The 19,479-nt window shown below is 56.2% G+C and carries 16 protein-coding genes; 11 read left to right on the top strand and 5 right to left on the bottom strand.

The features are described from left to right. Window positions 1–30 precede the first annotated feature (30 nt). The 3 genes from AC534G_RS18360 (at window position 31) to wzz(fepE) (ending at window position 5,498) form a co-directional block, all read left to right on the top strand. Window positions 31–249 (top strand): MbtH family protein, encoded by a 219-nt coding sequence (locus AC534G_RS18360; RefSeq protein ID WP_038638608.1) that lies wholly within the window; start codon window positions 31–33, stop codon window positions 247–249. Continuing rightward, window positions 246–4,136, top strand: coding sequence for an enterobactin non-ribosomal peptide synthetase EntF (gene entF, locus AC534G_RS18355; RefSeq protein WP_110498588.1), 3,891 nt, complete (start codon window positions 246–248; stop codon window positions 4,134–4,136). The genes AC534G_RS18360 and entF overlap by 4 nt, the downstream gene beginning before the upstream one ends. A gap of 228 nt (window positions 4,137–4,364) precedes the next feature. Further along, window positions 4,365–5,498: an LPS O-antigen length regulator Wzz(fepE) gene (gene wzz(fepE), locus AC534G_RS18350; RefSeq protein ID WP_110498587.1), complete on the top strand. Its 1,134-nt coding sequence runs from the start codon at window positions 4,365–4,367 to the stop codon at window positions 5,496–5,498. Between the two features lie 45 nt (window positions 5,499–5,543). Here wzz(fepE) and fepC read toward each other — a convergent pair whose 3' ends face one another. From fepC to fepD, 3 genes are read right to left on the bottom strand one after another with little or no spacing between them, the layout of a single operon-like run. Further along, window positions 5,544–6,341, bottom strand: a complete 798-nt coding sequence (gene fepC / locus AC534G_RS18345) for an iron-enterobactin ABC transporter ATP-binding protein (RefSeq protein WP_038638617.1) — start codon at window positions 6,339–6,341, stop codon at window positions 5,544–5,546. Then, the gene (gene fepG, locus AC534G_RS18340; RefSeq protein WP_085047549.1) at window positions 6,338–7,330 is read right to left on the bottom strand and encodes an iron-enterobactin ABC transporter permease; all 993 of its coding nucleotides are present in this window, start codon (window positions 7,328–7,330) and stop codon (window positions 6,338–6,340) included. Before fepG ends, fepC begins: the two co-directional genes overlap by 4 nt. Further along, on the bottom strand, window positions 7,327–8,334 hold the full coding sequence (gene fepD / locus AC534G_RS18335; protein WP_069323129.1) for a Fe(3+)-siderophore ABC transporter permease: 1,008 nt from the start codon (window positions 8,332–8,334) through the stop codon (window positions 7,327–7,329). Before fepD ends, fepG begins: the two co-directional genes overlap by 4 nt. A gap of 109 nt (window positions 8,335–8,443) precedes the next feature. On the opposite strand from fepD, the gene entS reads away from it, so the two are divergent. Continuing rightward, window positions 8,444–9,679 carry an enterobactin transporter EntS gene (gene entS / locus AC534G_RS18330; RefSeq protein WP_069323130.1) on the top strand — a complete coding sequence of 412 codons (1,236 nt, stop codon included), beginning with the start codon at window positions 8,444–8,446 and terminating at the stop codon, window positions 9,677–9,679. Between the two features lie 39 nt (window positions 9,680–9,718). Here the strand turns inward: entS and fepB are convergent, their stop codons facing one another. Continuing rightward, window positions 9,719–10,675 carry a Fe2+-enterobactin ABC transporter substrate-binding protein gene (gene fepB, locus AC534G_RS18325; protein ID WP_069323131.1) on the bottom strand — a complete coding sequence of 319 codons (957 nt, stop codon included), beginning with the start codon at window positions 10,673–10,675 and terminating at the stop codon, window positions 9,719–9,721. Between the two features lie 187 nt (window positions 10,676–10,862). Between fepB and entC the strand changes: the two genes are divergently transcribed. The 7 genes from entC to AC534G_RS18290 all read left to right on the top strand — a co-directional run bounded on the left by entC (window position 10,863) and on the right by AC534G_RS18290 (window position 18,251). Beyond that, window positions 10,863–12,038 (top strand): isochorismate synthase EntC, encoded by a 1,176-nt coding sequence (entC, locus tag AC534G_RS18320; protein WP_110498586.1) that lies wholly within the window; start codon window positions 10,863–10,865, stop codon window positions 12,036–12,038. Between the two features lie 9 nt (window positions 12,039–12,047). Then, window positions 12,048–13,658 carry a (2,3-dihydroxybenzoyl)adenylate synthase EntE gene (gene entE, locus AC534G_RS18315; RefSeq protein WP_110498585.1) on the top strand — a complete coding sequence of 537 codons (1,611 nt, stop codon included), beginning with the start codon at window positions 12,048–12,050 and terminating at the stop codon, window positions 13,656–13,658. Between the two features lie 13 nt (window positions 13,659–13,671). Beyond that, window positions 13,672–14,529 (top strand): isochorismatase, encoded by an 858-nt coding sequence (locus tag AC534G_RS18310; RefSeq protein WP_069323134.1) that lies wholly within the window; start codon window positions 13,672–13,674, stop codon window positions 14,527–14,529. Continuing rightward, the gene (gene entA / locus AC534G_RS18305; protein WP_110498584.1) at window positions 14,529–15,284 is read left to right on the top strand and encodes a 2,3-dihydro-2,3-dihydroxybenzoate dehydrogenase EntA; all 756 of its coding nucleotides are present in this window, start codon (window positions 14,529–14,531) and stop codon (window positions 15,282–15,284) included. The genes AC534G_RS18310 and entA overlap by 1 nt, the downstream gene beginning before the upstream one ends. Before the next feature lie 2 nt (window positions 15,285–15,286). Then, window positions 15,287–15,700 (top strand): proofreading thioesterase EntH, encoded by a 414-nt coding sequence (gene entH / locus AC534G_RS18300; protein ID WP_110498845.1) that lies wholly within the window; start codon window positions 15,287–15,289, stop codon window positions 15,698–15,700. A gap of 184 nt (window positions 15,701–15,884) precedes the next feature. Then, entirely contained in the window at window positions 15,885–17,990 is a 2,106-nt protein-coding gene (cstA, locus tag AC534G_RS18295) for a pyruvate/proton symporter CstA (RefSeq protein WP_006685575.1), read from the top strand. 63 nt (window positions 17,991–18,053) lie between these two features. Further along, window positions 18,054–18,251, top strand: coding sequence for a YbdD/YjiX family protein (locus tag AC534G_RS18290; RefSeq protein WP_006685574.1), 198 nt, complete (start codon window positions 18,054–18,056; stop codon window positions 18,249–18,251). 97 nt (window positions 18,252–18,348) lie between these two features. Here AC534G_RS18290 and AC534G_RS18285 read toward each other — a convergent pair whose 3' ends face one another. Further along, on the bottom strand, window positions 18,349–19,437 hold the full coding sequence (locus AC534G_RS18285; protein WP_110498583.1) for an oxidoreductase: 1,089 nt from the start codon (window positions 19,435–19,437) through the stop codon (window positions 18,349–18,351). Between the last annotated feature and the right edge of the window lie 42 nt (window positions 19,438–19,479).

The following is a 19,479-nucleotide window of genomic DNA, read 5'->3' as shown; positions in this document are numbered from 1 at the left end:
CCGGACGATGTTCCACGACAGGAGTTGAGTATGGAGTTCAGTAACCCCTTCGATAATCCGCAGGGCCAGTTTTACATTCTGCAAAACCCACAGCGTCAGTTTAGCCTCTGGCCGCAGCAGTGCTCACTTCCTGCTGGCTGGCAAGTCGCGTGCGAACCGCAATCGCAGGAAGCCTGCCAGCAATGGCTGGATGCAAACTGGACCACGCTGACGCCAGCAAACTACATTGATGTGCAGGAGGCTCAATGACTCAGCGTTTACCGTTAGTCGCGGCTCAGCCGGGGATCTGGATGGCGGAAAAACTCTCCACCTTGCCCTCGGCGTGGAGCGTGGCGCACTACGTAGAATTAACCGGTGAACTGAACGCGCCGTTACTGGCAAAGGCAATCGTTGCCGGTCTGGAGCAGGCTGATACTCTGCGGATGCGGTTTAGCGAAGATAACGGTGAGGTCTGGCAATGGGTTGATCCTGCGCTCACCTTCGCGGAACCTGAAATTTTCGACCTGCGCGAAAAATCTCACCCACATGAAGCAGCCCGCGCACTAATGCAGGCCGATCTGCAACAGGACTTACGCGCTGATGGTCATAAACCGTTGGTTTTCCATCAGCTGATTCAGGTAGGTGATAACCGCTGGTACTGGTATCAGCGTTACCATCATCTGCTGGTTGATGGCTTCAGCTTTCCGGCCATTACCCGCCAGATAGCCGCCATTTACTGCGCATGGCAGAGTGGCGAACCCACGCCGGATTCTCCTTTTACGCCGTTTGCCGAGGTCGTGGAAGAGTATCAACAGTATCGTCAAAGCGATGCCTGGCAACGTGATGCTACTTTCTGGACCGAGCAGCGTAAACAGTTACCGCCCCCGGCGTCGTTGTCGAACAAACCATTACCGGGGCGCTCGGCCAGTGCCGATATTATTCGTCTGAAGCTCACCGCGCCTGAAGGCGCGTTCCGCCAGCTTGCAGCACGTATGCCTGATGTGCAGCGTGCGGATCTGGCTCTCGCGCTGGTAGCGTTGTGGCTGGGACGTTTATGCAGCCGAATGGATTATGCCGCCGGATTTATCTTTATGCGGCGTATGGGATCGGCGGCACTCACGTCCACCGGACCGGTTTTAAACGTTTTGCCCTTTGGCGTGAGGCTGGATGCGGCAGAAAGCTTGCCTGCGCTGGCACAGCGGTTGGCAGGGCAGTTGAAGAAAATGCGCCGACATCAGCGTTATGACGCTGAACAAATTGTGCGCGACAGCGGGCGTGCAGCCGGTACCGAGCCGCTGTTTGGCCCGGTGCTGAACGTGAAAATATTCGATTATCAGCTAAATATTCCCGGCGTTCAGGCGCAGACCCATACCCTGGCGACAGGCCCGGTCAACGATCTTGAGCTGGCGCTATTCCCGGATGAAAACGGTGGGCTGAGTATTGAAATCCTCGCCAATAAACAGCGTTATGATGCCGCGACGCTGGCGCAACACGCATCGCGTTTAACCGCGCTTATCGAACAGTTTGCCGACAATCCGGCGCTCTGCTGTGGTGAGGCCGGGATGCTGTTGCCAGCGGAATATGAGCAACTGGCGAAGATTAACGACACGACCGTGGAGATCCCGGCCACGACGCTGAGCGCGCTAGTGGCACAGCAGGCCGATAAAACGCCGGATGCCCCGGCGCTGGCCGATGCTCGTTATCAGTTTAGTTATCGTGAAATGCGCCAGCAGGTTGTGGCGCTGGCGCACCTACTGCGCGCGCGGGGCGTACAGCCAGGTGACAGCGTTGCCGTGGCATTACCGCGTTCAGTATTCCTGACGCTGGCCCTGCACGGTATTGTTGAAGCCGGAGCCGCCTGGCTGCCATTGGATACCGGATACCCGGACGATCGCCTGCGGATGATGCTCGAAGACGCAAAGCCAAAATTAGTGATCGCCACCGATGATCAACTGGCGCGCTTTGGCGATATCCCGGGACTGGAAAGTCTGTGCTACAACGCGCCGCTGTCAGTGGGAGATACCGCGCCGTTGGCCCTCTCTCAACCGCATCATACGGCCTATATCATTTTTACTTCCGGTTCTACCGGCAGACCCAAAGGGGTGATGGTCGGGCAAACGGCGATCGTCAACCGCCTGTTGTGGATGCAAAATCACTATCCGCTGACAGCAGAGGATGTGGTGGCGCAAAAAACGCCATGCAGTTTTGATGTCTCGGTGTGGGAATTTTTCTGGCCGTTTATTGCCGGCGCAAAATTGGTGATGGCGGAGCCCGAGGCGCACCGCGATCCGCTGGCGATGCAGCAATTCTTCGCCCAATACGGGGTGACGACCACTCACTTTGTTCCTTCCATGCTGGCTGCTTTTATTGCGTCATTGACGCCGGAAACTGCGCAGAAAAGTTGTGCTTCGCTGAAGCAGGTATTCTGCAGCGGCGAAGCCTTGCCTGCAGATTTATGTCGTGAGTGGGAACAGTTGACCCATGCGCCGTTGCACAATTTGTACGGACCAACTGAAGCGGCGGTTGATGTGAGCTGGTATCCGGCCTGGGGGGAAGCGCTCGCCGCCGTTACCGGCAACAGCGTACCGATTGGTTATCCGGTATGGAACACCGGTTTGCGGATCCTCGATGCCATGATGCGTCCGGTGCCCTTCGGCGTAGCGGGTGATCTATACCTGACGGGGATCCAACTGGCGCAGGGCTATCTGGGACGAGCGGATCTGACGGCAAGCCGCTTTATCGCCGATCCGTTTAATGCCGGTGAACGCATGTACCGTACCGGGGATGTGGCCCGCTGGCTGGAAAATAGCGCGGTGGAATACCTGGGGCGCAGCGATGACCAGCTTAAAATTCGCGGACAGCGTATTGAACTGGGGGAAATTGATCGGGTGATGCAGCAACTGCCCGATGTCGAGCATGCTGTTGCCTATGCCTGCGTATTTAATCAGGCTGCGGCGACCGGCGGCGATGCGCGTCAACTGGTGGGGTATCTGGTGTCGCAATCGGGTTTACCGCTGGACACCTCTGCATTGCGGGAGAGTCTGCGCGAAAAACTGCCAGCGCATATGGTGCCGACGGTATTGCTGCAACTGGCGGCGCTGCCGCTCAGCGCGAACGGTAAATTGGATCGTAAAGCGTTACCGATGCCTCAGCTAACGTCACGCACAACGGGACGTGCGCCGCGCCCTGGGATCGAAACCACCATTGCGCACTCTTTTGCGGCCTTGCTGGATTGTGAGGTCAATGATGTGGAGGCAGATTTCTTCGCGCTGGGCGGACATTCTCTGCTGGCGATGAAGCTGGCGGCGCAATTGAGTCGTATGTTTGAACGACAGGTGACGCCAGGTCAGATTATGGTGGCTTCTACCGTTGAACAACTCAGCGCATTGCTGGAGAGTGATGATGATGAACAGTCGCAGCATCTGGGGTTTGAGACGCTGCTGCCGCTGCGTGAAAGTCACGGCCCAACGCTGTTTTGCTTCCATCCCGCGTCGGGTTTTGCCTGGCAGTTTAGCGTGCTGTCGCGTTACCTCAGCCCGCAGTGGTCGATTACAGGCATTCAGTCGCCGCGACCGGATGGACCCATGCAAACGGCGGAAAACCTCGATGCGGTATGTGACCATCATCTGGCAACGCTGCTTAACCAGCAGCCTCACGGGCCATACTATTTATTAGGTTACTCGCTGGGGGGGACGCTGGCGCAGGGGATTGCCGCGCGTTTACACGCCCGGGGGGAGGATGTTGCCTTCCTGGGGCTGCTGGATACCTGGCCGCCGGAAACGCAAAATTGGCAGGAAAAAGAGGCCAATGGCTTGGATCCTGCCGTACTGGCGGAGATCGAGCGTGAACGTGAAGCGTTCCTGGCTGCACAGCAGGGGAATGCGTCTGATGCGTTATTCAACGCTATCGAAGGCAATTATGCGGATGCGGTTCGCCTGTTAACCACAGCCCACAGCGTAGCTTTTGCGGGCCACGCTACGCTGTTTGTGGCTGAACGCACATTACCGCAGGACGTTAGCCCTGAACGTAGTTGGTCACCATGGATATCCAGTCTGGAGGTTTATCGTCACGACTGCGCGCATGTCGACATCATTTCTCCCACCGCGTTTGTGACGATAGGGCCTGTAATCAATGCGTTGATTAATCAATCTGCGTAACAAAGTCACTTTTGCTATTACGGCAATCGAACAACTCCATAATGCAATGTCATGTTGTGGAGTTGTTGCTTTGGTGTGGAATGGGGTGGCGAAGGGAGTGAATAAATTCCGAAGATAATTTTTGGTAGGGGGCAGATGCGTAAAGAAAGTTTCAGATAATTCTGACTAGCTGGTAGACTTCTCCCACGGGAGTGTTTTTCTTTTGGGAAAGTTTTCAGGTCACGCAACATGTCATCATTGAATATTAAGCAAGACAACGTTTCGGAATTTACTGCTTATCCTCAGCCTACGGTAAACGCCAACGAAATTGATTTAATTAACCTGGTCGAAATCTTATGGCGCGCCAGGACGAAAATTGTGGCTACCGTTTTCGCTTTTGCCTGTGCGGGTATTCTGGTCTCTTTCCTGCTGCCGCAAAAATGGACCAGTCAGGCCATCGTGACGCCGGCAGAACCGGTTCAGTGGCAGGATCTCGAGAATACGTTGACCAAATTGCGCGTGCTGGATATGGATATTAACGTCAGCCGCAGTGATGTGTTTAACCTGTTTATCAAAAAATTTCAGTCGCCCTCATTGTTAGAAGATTATCTGCGTTCTTCACCCTATGTGATGGAGCAATTGAAGGGCGCTGATATTGACGAAATGGACCTGCACCGCGCAATCGTCAGGCTCGGTGAAAAAATGACCGCGGTTGATAGCAATGCGGGAAAAAAGAGTGAGACCTCGCTGTATACCTCATGGACACTGAGCTTTACCGCCCCTCAGGCCGAAGAAGCCCAGTCTGTGCTACAGGGTTATATCCATTATATTTCTTCTATTGTTGAGAAAGAAACGCTGGAAGATATTCGCAATAAACTGTTCATCAAAACTAGCTTCGAGAAAGAAAGGCTGGCGATGGATCGCGTCAGGCTCAAAAACCAGATGGAAGCAAATATTCAGCGCCTCAACTACTCCCTGGAGATTGCGAATGCCGCCGGGATTAAAAAGCCGGTCTACAGTAATGGCCAGGCGGTGAAAGATGATCCTGATTTCTCTATTTCACTGGGCGCTGATGGTATCTCGCGTAAATTAGAAATTGAAAAATCAGTAACAGATGTTGCGGAAATTAACGGAGAATTACGTAACCGCCAATATCACGTTGATCAGCTGTTAGCCATGAACGTGAGTGACGTAAAATTTACGCCGTTTAAATATCAGCTTTCACCTTCACTGCCAGTGCATAAAGATGGTCCGGCTAAATCGATGATCGTTATTCTGGCTGCGTTACTGGGTGGCATGGTGGCCTGTGGCGGCGTTCTGCTGAACTATGCCATGGTGTCGCGTAAGCAAAAAATGGCATTTATCGATCAGCAACTGGTGTGATTAATTGTCGTATGGCGGCAGGCAGCCGCCATACGTTAACTCTCGCTATTTGTTGCGCCCTAGCGGTACGACTAACGGCGTGCCGGCAACCGGATCGTCGATAATCATACAGCGTAATCCATAGATTTTTTCGATAAGCTCCGCCGTAACAATCTCCTTCGGCGCCCCCTCGGCAATAATTTTTCCGTCACGCAGCGCAATCAGGTGCGTTGCGTAGCGACAGGCCTGATTGAGGTCGTGCAGAACGGCGGCCAGCGTATAACCCTTCTCCCGGTTTAGCTCACTGAGCAGCTCCAGCAGATCAATCTGATGACTGATATCCAGCCAGGTGGTGGGTTCATCGAGCAACATAATCGATGTTTCCTGCGCCAGCACCATTGCAATCCATGCGCGCTGGCGCTGTCCGCCGGAAAGCGTATCTACACTTTGCGCCGCCAGATGGGTGATCCCTGTGGCCTGCATCGCTGTGTTTACTGCGATTTCATCTTCTTGCCGCCAGCGGGTAAACAGCGGCTGATGTGGGTAACGCCCGCGAGCAACCAGCTCCTGTACAGTAATATCACCCGGCGTTGTGGCGTTTTGCGCCAGCAAACCTATTCTGCGTGCGACCTCTTTGCTGGCGTAGTGCTGAATATGTTCACCGTCGAGCCAAACCTTGCCGTGGGCGGGCGTCATCAGACGACTCAGTGTGCGCAGTAGCGTTGACTTCCCGCAGCCGTTTGGCCCAATAATCGCGGTAAAGTGACCGTCGGGAATCGACACATTGAGATTTTCCGCGACGGTAAACTTGCCATAACCCAGCGTTAACTGGTCGCCGCGCAAACGGGCAACTGATTCGATCATTTTTTGCGGGACTCCTGAATTAACAAGACGATAAGATAAATACCGCCGAGGCTTACGGTGACAACGCCCACCGGAAGCTGATAAGGCATAAACAGCTGTTGGGCGCATAAATCCGCCATCAGCAGCAGCAGCGCGCCGCATAGCGCTGACAGGGTTAATCCCCAGCGGGATGTGCCGCTAAGTCGACGCGCAATATGGGGGGCGACGAGAGCTATAAAGGAAATTGGACCTGCCAGCGCGGTGGCGGCGGCGGTCAGTACCACGGCGACCAGCATCATCATCAGACGCGAACGCTCAACGCTGACGCCTAGCGCACAGGCGCTGTCGTCACCCATTTCCAGTAAACGCATCCGGCGCACCAGCAGCGTGGCGCACACCAGCATCACAATAATCAGCGGGGCAGAAGGCCAGGTCTTGGCCCAGGTCAGGCCATTGAGCGAGCCGGCGTTCCACAGTCCGGCCGTTAATGCGGTTTCTAATGACGCTTTCAGCAGCAGCCAGGTGTTGAACGCCACCAGCATAGCGCGTATGCCGATACCGATAATAATCAGCCGGAAGGTGTCGATGCCGTTGCGCCAGGCGAGCGCCCAGACAACCAGTGAAGTCAGGATCCCACCCAGCATAGCCGCCAGCGCGATAGCGGTGAGATGCTGTCCAAACAGCACCATTGCCACCAGTACACCGCTCCAGGCACCGGTATTGAAACCCATCACATCCGGGCTGCCCAGCGGGTTGCGCATCAGCGACTGAAATATTGCGCCGCTCACGCCGAGCGCCGCGCCAATCAATAACGCCATGAGCACGCGCGGCAAACGCCATTCGGTGACCACCAGCGTGATACTGCGCGGCGCATCGCCGAACAGAGCGGCAATAATTTGCTGAGTTTCCAGCGTAACGACGCCGCTACGCAGGCTCCACAAGCCAACGGCGAGACAGCCTACAACCAGCAGCAGGCTGCTGATGACCAGACGACGGGAGAGGTGCATCATGCGCCACCCCCGCGCGATTTACGGCGAACCAGAAAGATGAGCACCGGCGCGCCGATAAACGCGCTGACCACCGAAACACGTAGCTCGCCGGGGACAATCAGGCGACCGATGATATCGGCAATTAACAGCAGAGAGGGGGTCGCAAGAAGGGTAACGGGCAGTGACCAGCGGTGATCCGCCCCCACCAGCCAGCGCGCCATATGCGGCATCATCAGGCCGATAAAGGCGATAGGACCAACAATTGCGGTCGCGCTGCCGCACAGTACGGTAATCACCAGCAGGCCAATAAACTGCGTGCGGGCGACTTTACTGCCCAGCGCGGTAGCAGTGTCGCTACCAAGACTCAGGCTATTCAGGGCGCGGCTGAGAAACAATGCGGCAGCCGCGGCAATCAATACCGGCACCAGCACCACCTTCAGCGTTTGCAGGCTGCGGATATCCAGCGAACCGGCCTGCCAGAATCGCAACTGATCGTAGACGTCCGGGTTGAGTAGGGCGATGCCGGTGGATAGCCCTTCGAGCACTGCACCCAGCGCAACGCCCGCCAGAGTCAGTCGTACCGGACTGAGCTGTCCGCCGCCCTGGCTACCGGTAAACGCCACAATCAGCGAGGCGATCAGCGCCCCGGAAAAAGCCATCAGCAATTGTTCCTGTGGGGAAGAGAAACCGAACAGCGACGCGCCCAGCACGATGGCGAAGCTGGCGCCAGAATTAACCCCAAGGATCCCCGGATCGGCGAGCGGGTTACGCGTGAGCGTTTGCATTAAGGCGCCCGCCAGACCCAGCGCGCCGCCGGCGAGCAGTCCTGCCAGCGTACGTGGCAGTCGCGCGTCCAGCACGATGGTGCAATCCGCGCTTTGGCAACTGCCGGTGAGTGCATCCAGCACCACGGATGCAGGTAGCGATTTTGCGCCAATAACCAGACTTAATACCGTGGTGAGAACAAGTAATAACAATAGTCCGGGCACGGCGAAAGCGCGTGTCGCGGAAACAGAGCATGACATATCAACTTCCCTGATAATGATAGTAATTATCGTTATCGATCTTATTTGGATATGTTAGCATGTGCAGCCATCGAATGGATATTGAAAAAGTACCTGGTAAGGCTCTGTAATGAATCGACAATCCTGGCTGCTTAATCTCAGCCTGTTAAAGACCCACCCTGCATTTCGCGCCGTCTTCCTCGCTCGTTTTATTTCCATTGTCTCTTTGGGACTACTCGGTGTGGCGGTTCCGGTACAGATCCAGATGATGACCCAGTCGACCTGGCAAGTGGGTTTATCGGTGACATTGACCGGTAGCGCAATGTTTATTGGCCTGATGGTTGGCGGCGTACTGGCCGACCGCTATGAGCGTAAAAAAGTGATCCTGTTGGCGCGTGGAACCTGTGGCGTCGGCTTTATTGGTTTGTGTCTGAATGCGCTGCTGCCCGAACCGTCGTTACTGGCGATTTATCTGCTTGGCTTATGGGACGGTTTCTTTGCCTCGCTGGGCGTGACGGCTTTGCTGGCAGCAACGCCGGCGTTGGTCGGGAGGGAGAATTTGATGCAGGCCGGGGCGATTACCATGCTGACGGTGCGTTTGGGTTCGGTCATTTCGCCGATGCTTGGTGGAGTGCTGCTGGCGACCGGTGGCGTGGCCTGGAACTACGGGCTGGCGGCGGCAGGCACGTTCATAACCTTACTGCCTTTATTGAGCCTTCCCGCGTTACCTCCACCGCCGCAGCCGCGCGAGCATCCGCTGAAATCGCTGCTGGCAGCATTTCGCTTTTTGCTCGCCAGTCCGCTGATTGGCGGCATTGCGCTGCTCGGCGGCCTGTTGACCATGGCGAGCGCCGTGCGGGTGCTGTATCCGGCGCTGGCGATTAACTGGCAGATGTCGAGCGCGCAAATTGGTTTGTTGTATGCGGCCATTCCTCTTGGCGCGGCGGTGGGCGCTTTGACCAGCGGACAGCTGGCGCACAGCGTTCGTCCGGGATTGATCATGCTGGGTTCTACCGTGGCTTCATTCCTGGCTATCGGTCTGTTTGGGTTGATGCCGGTCTGGGAGCTTGGGGTTGTCTGCCTGGCGCTGTTCGGTTGGTTAAGTGCGGTTAGCTCTTTGTTGCAGTACACCCTGTTACAGACGCAGACGCCAGAAGCGATGCTCGGGCGAATTAACGGTTTGTGGACGGCGCAGAACGTCACCGGGGACGCGATTGGCGCGGCGTTGTTAGGTGGTTTGGGTGCGATGATGACGCCGGTCGCCTCGGCAAGCGTGAGTGGATTTGGGCTGGTGATTGTCGGTCTGCTACTGCTGTTGTTGCTGGGGGAATTACGTCGATTCCGGCAAATGCCTGTGAATACCTGACGGGCCGGATAGGGCGTTAGCCGCATCCGGCGCTGGCGATTAAAAGAGAGCTGACAGACGTTGCAACAGCAGCGTCGCGCTGTAGTAGTCGAGACGGAAGGTTTCCGTGCCCAGGGCGTAAACACGTTTATTTTGCACGGCTGGCAGATGCGCCAGAAGCGGATTGGCATAAATGGCGTCGGCATCTTTGCTGTCGCCAGCAAACAGGAACAGTGCTTCGCCGTTCAGGCCAGCCGCCAGATTTTCACCGCCAAGCTGGATGATATCGTGGCGTTTGCCCTGGCTCTGGCTGGTGTGCAAACCGGCAGGTAGCGGCGCCAGCGTGAAGCCTAACTGTTCCATCAGCTTGCCCTGTGCCGACTCAGGCGTCCAAAGATTGGCGCTGTGCGCCGCAGCGGTATAGACCAGCGCGTTGACCGGCTGTGGCGGTAGGGTGATCCGTTGCTTAACCGCTTGCAGTTGCTTATCAAATTCGGCAATTCGCGCGGCTGCCTGCGGCTCCTGACCGGTAATTTCACCCAGTTGCGTCAGCAGCGTCTGCCAGCTTTTGTCGTCGTAGTTGATGATAAGCGTGGGCGCAATGGTGGACAACTGATCGTATAGCGCGAGGGCGGAGTCGCCGCCGGTGGCGCTTACCAGAATCAGATCCGGCATTTGTGCCGCGACGGCTTCCGCACTTGGTTCGCCGATGTACAGACGGCTGAGTTTGCGTTCCCTGGCCACGTCGCTCCATTGACGTAAAAAGCCCTGCGCATCGCCAATGCGGTTGTTCGGCGTGGTGGCGCCGCTGGCGATGACCGGGGCATCAATCGCCAGCAGCGAGCCGGTAAGGGTGACGCTGGTGGAGACAATGCGTTGCGGCTTATGCTCCAGCGTATGCGTGCCACGGCTGTCGGTGATCTGACGCGGCCAGTCGGCGGCGTGACCTAAAGAAATTCCTGAAATAAACAAACCAGTCAGTAAAAGCACGGTGCGACGAAAAGAGGGGAGACTCACGAATCAGCTTCCTGTTATCAGTATGGTTAATGCTTCTCATTTTCATTGTTAGCGAGCGAGGATGCAAGCCAAAGTCGCACATTGTGCTGCCGCAAGAGTTGACATACAGCCGCTTTGCTTTTAGGTTAGCGACCGAAAATATAAATGATAATCATTATTAGAGCCTTTATCATTTTTGGAGGATGATATGGATATGTCACTGGCCGAGGAAAAAACGCAGACTATGCCGACGCTCGCTCCCGACAGTTTTTTCTTTATGTCGCCGTATCGTAGTTTTACGACGTCAGGATGCTTCGCCCGCTATGCGGAACCGGCAATTGATGGCGATTCGCCAGACAGCCCTTTCCAACACAAAATGCACGCACTGTTTGCTGATGCCAAATCGCAGGGCATCGCTAACCCCATTATGGTCGGGGCAATTCCTTTCGATACCCGCCAGCCATCATCGCTGTTTATTCCCCAATCGTGGCAGAGCTTCTCTCGCACGGCAAAGCAGCAATCATCACGTTACTTTAACCGGCATCAGTCATTAAACGTCGTTGAGCGTAAATCGATTCCGCAACAGGACTTTTTTGAAGAGATGGTCGCCCGGGCGGCTGCGCTGACGGCCACGCCGGAAGTCGACAAAGTGGTGTTGTCACGTCTGATCGATATCACCACCGATGCCAACATTGACAGCGGTGCGCTGCTGGAGCGTCTGGTGGCGCAAAATCCGGCGAGTTACAACTTCCATGTCCCCATTGAAGACGGTGGCGTATTGCTTGGCGCCAGCCCGGAACTGCTGTTGCGCAAAGAAGGCGATCGTTTTAGCTCGCTGCCGCTGGCCGGTTCGGCGCGCCGTCAGCCTGATGATGTGCTGGACAGGGAAGCGGGGATCCGCCTGCTGGCATCTGAGAAGGACCGCCATGAGCACGACCTGGTGACGCAGGCGATGAAAGCCGTGTTGCGCGATCGCAGCAGTGAATTGCAACTCCCTTCCTCTCCGCAACTGGTCACTACGCCTACGCTCTGGCACCTCGGCACGCCGTTTGAAGGAAAAGCCAACGCAGAGGAAAACGCGCTGACGCTGGCGTGCCTGTTGCATCCGACGCCTGCGCTGAGCGGTTTCCCGCATCAGGTTGCGCGCAACATTATCGCCGAGCTGGAGCCGTTCGATCGCGACTTGTTCGGCGGCATTGTCGGCTGGTGTGATGCTGAAGGTAATGGCGAATGGGTGGTGACGATCCGCTGCGCGAAGCTGCTGCGTAATCAGGTTCGTTTCTTTGCCGGCGCCGGTATTGTGCCTGCGTCTTCTCCGGTTGCGGAATGGCGTGAAACGGGAGCCAAGCTTGCCACCATGTTGAATGTTTTTGGACTGCATTAAGGAGTCATGATGAGTATTCCTTTCACCCGTTGGCCGGAGGAGTTTGCCCGCCGTTACCGTGAAAAAGGCTACTGGCAGGATTTGCCGCTGACCGACATTCTGACCCGTCACGCCGAGAGCGACCATACGGCGGTCATTGATGGTGAACGCCATCTGAGCTATCGCCAGTTGAATCAGGCGACTGACAATCTCGCCTGCAGCCTGCGTCGTCAGGGAATCAAACCTGGCGAAACCGCGCTGGTGCAGTTGGGCAATGTGGCGGAGCTGTATATCACGTTCTTTGCGCTGCTCAAGCTGGGCGTCGCTCCGGTGCTGGCGCTGTTTAGCCATCAGCGTAACGAACTCAATGCTTATGCTAAACAGATCGCACCCGCGTTACTGATCGCCGATCGCCAGCATGCGCTGTTTAGCGGGGAAGATTTTCTCAATACCTTTGTGGCTGAACACAATTCAGTGCGCGTGGTGCAACTGCGCAATGATGAAGGCGAACATAACCTGCAAATGGCGATAGACCAGCCTGCGGCTGATTTTACCGCGACGCCATCGCCTGCTGATGAAGTGGCGTACTTCCAGCTTTCTGGCGGTACCACCGGGACGCCGAAGCTTATTCCTCGTACCCATAACGATTACTACTACAGCGTGCGTCGCAGTAATGAGATCTGCCGCTTCACCAGGGAAACGCGCTATCTGTGCGCGATCCCGGCGGCGCATAACTACGCCATGAGTTCGCCTGGTTCGCTTGGCGTGTTCCTGGCTGGCGGCACCGTGGTTCTGGCGGCTGACCCGAGCGCAACCTTATGTTTCCCGCTGATTGAACAGCATCAGGTTAACGTCACGGCGCTGGTGCCGCCGGCGGTGAGCCTGTGGCTGCAGGCGATTGCGGAGTGGGGGAGCAATGCGCAATTGGCTTCGCTGACGCTGCTGCAGGTCGGTGGGGCACGGCTTTCCGCCTCGCTTGCGGCGCGTATTCCGGCGGAGATTGGCTGCCAGTTGCAGCAGGTTTTTGGCATGGCGGAAGGGCTGGTGAACTACACCCGTCTGGACGACAGCCCTGAGCGCATCATCAATACCCAGGGCCGTCCGATGTGTCCGGATGATGAAGTCTGGGTCGCCGATGCTGATGGTAATCCCCTGGCGCAGGGCGAAACGGGCCGCCTGATGACGCGAGGTCCGTACACCTTCCGGGGTTACTTCAACAGCCCGGAGCACAATGCCAGCGCCTTTGACGCCAACGGTTTTTACTGCTCCGGCGATCTGATCGCTATCGATCAGGATGGCTATATCACCGTACAAGGGCGTGAGAAGGATCAGATCAACCGGGGTGGCGAGAAGATCGCAGCAGAAGAAATTGAAAACCTGCTGTTACGCCACCCATCGGTGATCCATGCAGCCCTGGTCAGTATGGATGACGAACTGATGGGCGAGAAAAGCTGCGCATGGCTGGTGGTGAAAGAGCCGCTGCGCGCGGTGCAGGCGCGCCGTTTCCTGCGTGACCAGGGCGTGGCGGAATTCAAATTACCTGACCGTGTGGAGTGCGTTGAGTCACTCCCGCTAACCCCGGTCGGTAAAGTGGATAAAAAACAATTACGTCAGTGGCTGGCGTCACGTTCACTGGCCTGAAGGAGAAAAAGAGATGGCAATTCCTAAACTGCAGGCTTATGCACTGCCTACGGCGCTTGATGTTCCAGCCAATAAAGTCGACTGGACGTTTGAACCTGAACGCGCCGCGCTACTGATCCACGACATGCAGGACTATTTTATCGGCTTTTGGGGTGATAACTGCCCGATGATGGCGCAAGTGGTGGCTAACATTGCCGCACTGCGTCAGTTCTGCAAAGAGCACAACATCCCGGTGTATTACACCGCGCAACCCAAAGAACAGAGCGATGAAGACCGCGCCCTGCTGAATGATATGTGGGGACCAGGCCTGACGCGTTCGCCGGAACAGCAAAAGATCGTTGATGCGCTGGCTCCCGATGAGGCGGATACCATCCTGGTGAAATGGCGTTACAGCGCATTTCATCGCTCTCCGCTGGAGCAGATGCTTAAAGATACTGGCCGAAATCAACTGATTATTACCGGTGTGTATGCCCATATTGGCTGCATGACCACTGCGACTGACGCGTTCATGCGCGATATCAAGCCGTTTATGGTCGCCGATGCGCTGGCGGACTTCAGCCGTGATGAACACCTGATGTCGCTGAAATACGTGGCGGGACGTTCCGGTCGGGTGGTGATGACCCAGGAACTTTTGCCGACGCCGGTTCCGGTGAGTAAAGAGGCGCTGCGCAGCGTGATTCTGCCGCTGTTGGATGAGTCCGAGGAGCCAATGGATGACGAAAACCTGATCGACTACGGGCTGGATTCCGTGCGCATGATGGCGCTGGCGGCGCGCTGGCGTAAAGTTCATGGCGATATTGATTTCGTGATGCTGGCGAAAAACCCGACCATAGACGCCTGGTGGAAGCTACTCTCCCGCGAGGTGAACTGATGGCCGGATTTGATTTTACCGGGAAAACCATCTGGGTGACCGGCGCGGGTAAAGGCATTGGCTACACTACGGCACTGGCATTTGTGAAAGCCGGCGCGCAGGTGACTGGCTTCGATCGCGAATTTCCTCAGGATAACTACCCGTTTGCGATCGAAGTGCTGAATGTGGCCGATGCCGGGCAGGTGGCTGAGGTGTGCCAGCGAGTCCTTAAAGCATGCGAGCGGCTGGATGTGTTGGTCAATGCCGCCGGTATTCTGCGCATGGGGGCCACTGACGCGCTGAGCGTTGAAGAGTGGCAGCAGACGTTTGCCGTTAACGTTGGCGGCGCGTTCAATCTGTTTCAGCAGACGATGGCGCAGTTTCGTCGCCAGCAGGGCGGGGCGATCGTGACCGTCGCCTCAGATGCGGCGCACACGCCGCGGATCGGCATGAGTGCTTATGGGGCGTCAAAAGCCGCGCTAAAAAGCCTGGCGCTCACCGTCGGACTGGAACTGGCGGGCAGCGGTGTGCGCTGTAATGTGGTGTCGCCTGGCTCGACCGATACTGACATGCAGCGCACGTTATGGGTCAGTGATGACGCGGAGGAGCAGCGTATTCGCGGGTTTGGCGAACAGTTTAAGCTTGGTATCCCGTTGGGGAAAATCGCCAGACCGCAGGAGATCGCCAACACCATTTTATTCCTCGCCTCCGACCTTGCCAGCCACATTACGCTACAGGATATCGTGGTGGATGGCGGCTCAACGCTGGGAGCATGATGATGATCTGGAAACGCCATCTCACGCTGGATGAATTAAATGCCACCAGCCACAACACCATGGTCGCGCACTTAAGCATCCTTTATACCCGGCTGGGCGATGATGTGCTGGAGGCCGAAATGCCGGTTGATACCCGCACGCATCAGCCGTTTGGTTTGCTGCACGGCGGCGCGTCGGCGGCACTGGCCGAAACGTTGGGTTCAATGGCGGGTTATCTGATGACCCGCGACGGGCAGTGTGTGGTCGGTACAGAACTGAACGCCACGCACCATCGGGCGGTTTCGCAGGGCAAAGTGCGCGGCGTTTGTCAGCCGCTGCATCTCGGACGGCAGAATCAAAGCTGGGAAATCGTCATCTTTGATGAGCAAGGACGACGCTGTTGTACCTGCCGATTAGGTACTGCGGTGATGGGGTGAACTCGCCCGACAAAGTAAAATGAAATTGCAGGGTTAACAGGTAAATGAAGTGATCTAGTTAACACTGCAATGTAAAAACTCAGTGATACTTCGGGTTTGTATGGTTGTCATGTTGTTAAATTCAGAAAAGATGTTATAGAAACAAAATGTAACATCTCTCTGACCTGGACAACGGATAATCAATATGAATAAATCAGGGAAGTACCTCGTCTGGACAGTGCTCTCTGTGATGGGAGCATTTGCCCTCGGCTATATCGCATTAAACCGTGGTGAACAGATCAACGCGTTGTGGATAGTCGTGGCGTCGGTCTGTGTCTACCTTATCGCTTACCGTTTCTATGGCCTGTACATTGCGAAAAATGTGCTGGCGCTGGACCCGACGCGTATGACGCCAGCCGTGCGCCATAACGACGGTCTGGATTATGTTCCTACCGATAAAAAAGTGCTGTTCGGTCACCATTTTGCGGCGATTGCCGGGGCGGGTCCGTTAGTCGGGCCGGTACTGGCGGCACAAATGGGTTATCTGCCGGGTATGATCTGGCTGCTTGCCGGGGTGGTACTCGCGGGGGCTGTGCAGGACTTCATGGTGCTGTTTGTTTCTACCCGTCGCGATGGTCGTTCCCTTGGCGAACTGGTGAAAGAAGAGATGGGCCCAACGGCGGGCGTTATTGCGCTGGTAGCCTGTTTTATGATCATGGTGATTATCCTCGCGGTACTGGCGATGATCGTCGTGAAAGCGCTGACCCACAGCCCGTGGGGAACCTACACCGTCGCGTTTACCATTCCGCTGGCGATCTTTATGGGGATCTACCTGCGTTATCTGCGTCCGGGTCGCATTGGCGAAGTGTCGGTCATCGGTCTGGTATTCCTGGTGTTTGCCATTATTTCCGGCGGTTGGGTGGCCGAAAGTCCGACCTGGGCACCGTATTTTGACTTTACCGGCGTACAACTGACGTGGATGCTGGTGGGCTACGGCTTTGTCGCTGCCGTGCTGCCGGTATGGCTGTTGCTGGCCCCACGTGATTATCTCTCTACTTTCCTGAAAATCGGCACCATTGTTGGCCTGGCGGTAGGGATTTTGATCATGCGTCCGACGCTGACCATGCCTGCGCTGACCAAGTTTGTTGACGGTACTGGCCCGGTCTGGACCGGTAACCTGTTCCCGTTCCTGTTTATTACCATTGCCTGTGGTGCGGTATCTGGCTTCCACGCGCTGATCTCTTCCGGTACCACGCCGAAGATGCTGGCGAACGAAGGGCAGGCCTGTTTTATCGGCTATGGCGGAATGTTAATGGAATCCTTTGTCGCCATTATGGCGCTGGTTTCCGCGTGCATCATCGATCCGGGCGTGTACTTTGCGATGAACAGCCCGATGGCGGTGTTGGCTCCGGCGGGTACGGCGGATGTCGTGGCTTCTGCGGCGCAGGTGGTCAGCAGTTGGGGCTTTGCTATTACTCCGGACACCTTGCATCAAATCGCCAATGAAGTCGGCGAACAATCCATCATTTCCCGCGCAGGCGGTGCGCCGACGTTGGCCGTTGGGATGGCGTATATTCTGCATGGTGCGCTGGGCGGCATGATGGATGTGGCGTTCTGGTATCACTTCGCCATTCTGTTTGAAGCCCTGTTTATTCTGACGGCAGTTGACGCCGGTACACGCGCCGCACGCTTTATGCTGCAGGATCTGTTAGGCGTGGTATCACCGAGCCTGAAACGTACCGACTCACTGCCTGCGAACCTGTTGGCTACAGCGCTGTGCGTACTGGCCTGGGGTTACTTCTTACACCAGGGCGTGGTGGATCCACTGGGCGGTATCAACACCCTGTGGCCGCTGTTTGGTATCGCCAACCAGATGCTGGCCGGTATGGCATTGATGCTCTGTGCGGTGGTGTTGTTCAAGATGAAACGTCAGCGCTACGCATGGGTGGCGCTGGTGCCAACGGCCTGGTTGCTGATTTGTACTCTGACTGCGGGCTGGCAGAAAGCGTTTAGCCCGGATGCGAAAATTGGCTTCCTGGCTATCGCCAACAAGTTCCAGGCGATGATCGACAGCGGTAATATTCCGGCGCAGTACACCCAGTCGCAGCTGACGCAACTGGTGTTTAACAACCGCCTGGACGCGGGCCTCACTATTTTCTTCATGGTGGTCGTCGTGGTGCTGGGGCTGTTCTCGATTAAAACTGCGCTGGCGGCGCTGAAAGAGGACAAACCGACTTCGAAAGAAACGCCGTACGAACCAATGCCTGAGAATGTCGAAGAGATCGTGGCGCAGGCGAAAGGCGCGCACTAATATTCTCTTAACCAACAAGCCCTCTCCGGTACGGGGAGGGCGTTTGTACGACAGGGAATCACTATGTTTGAAACGCTCTCCAAAGCCGGGAAGTATTTAGGGCAAACCGCCCGCTTGATGATCGGTGTGCCGGATTATGACAACTATGTTGAGCATATGCGCGTCACGCATCCGGATCAGACGCCAATGACCTACGAAGAGTTTTTCCGCGAGCGGCAGGATGCGCGCTATGGGGGCAAAGGCGGCGCGAAGTGCTGTTAATTTTTTGCCGGATGCGCTGACGCTTATCCGGCCTACAACAATGCTTTGGCCGTAGGCCTGATAAGGCGAAGCCGTCATCAGGCAACCTGCACCATAGTCACACCGTAAACGATTCTACCTTCTCAAACGCTGCGCGCAGGGTATCTGGCGTTAACGTTACCGGCAGCGCATGAATAGATTCGACCGGGCGCAGGGTATGCGCAATCACCTTATCGATCTCAGCGCGATTTGCTATATCCACGTCTAACTGGGCCAGCCTGGTGGGGAGATTGAACCGCTGATAAGCGGTGACAAGTTGCGCCAGCACATCATCTTGTCCAAGCAGTGCGCACTGCACCAGTATGCCGTATGCCACTTTGGTGCCATGGAGAAATTTCTCCGTTTGCGGGAGGACGGTCAGACCGTTATGGACCGAATGTGCCGCCGCCACACGGGTGTAGCGCTCGCCCAGGCCGCCGACCATACCGCCGCCGGCTATAATCGCATCCACCACGTCGCAAAACGCCTGGGTTAGTTCACCACGCTGCTTATCTGCCAGTGCCTGCTCGCTGCTTTCCAGCAGGACGTCGCGGATGGCCAGCGCGCCGTTGATGCCCAGACGTACGGTCAGAGGTAGCGTTTCTGGCTGCGGAGCCAGCACCACTGCCTCATACCATTTCGCCAGCGTATCGCCAATACCGGCCAGTAAATACTCTTCAGGCGCGTTAAGTATGATTCGTGTCTCAACCAGCACCAAAAAATTGGCATCGTCGAATATTTCGAAATGCAGCGCCTGACCGGCATCGTTGTACCAGACGGAAAGCGGCGTCCAGGCCGCGCAGGTGGCGGCAATAGTCGGGATCGCCACGAAAGGTAAATCAAGGCGGCGAGCCAGCGCTTTAGCCGTATCGAGCAGTGTACCGCCACCCACGCCAATCACGATGCTGCGATCATCTCCCGATTCTTTTGCCAGTTGAGCAACATCGGTTTCGCTGCAATGTCCCGTAAACAACAGGCGCTTAGCTTCGGCAAGATGAAAAGCTTCTGGCAGATAAGGACGCGCCGCGGCGATAGCTCGCTCACCGTAGACCCAGACGGCGTGTGAGAGTTGATCCGGGGTGAAAAAGTCGTGCAGTCTGGAGAGGCTACCGGTGTGGGAAAAGTAGTTAGCCGGGCCGGTGACGACGCGAATCTCGGTATTACTCATGTTGTGTTGTCCTTGTGCTGTCCTGATCTGGCAGGTTATTTT

This window comes from Citrobacter sp. CRE-46, assembly GCF_059615875.1.
This window is presented reverse-complemented; position numbering and strand designations above follow the sequence as displayed.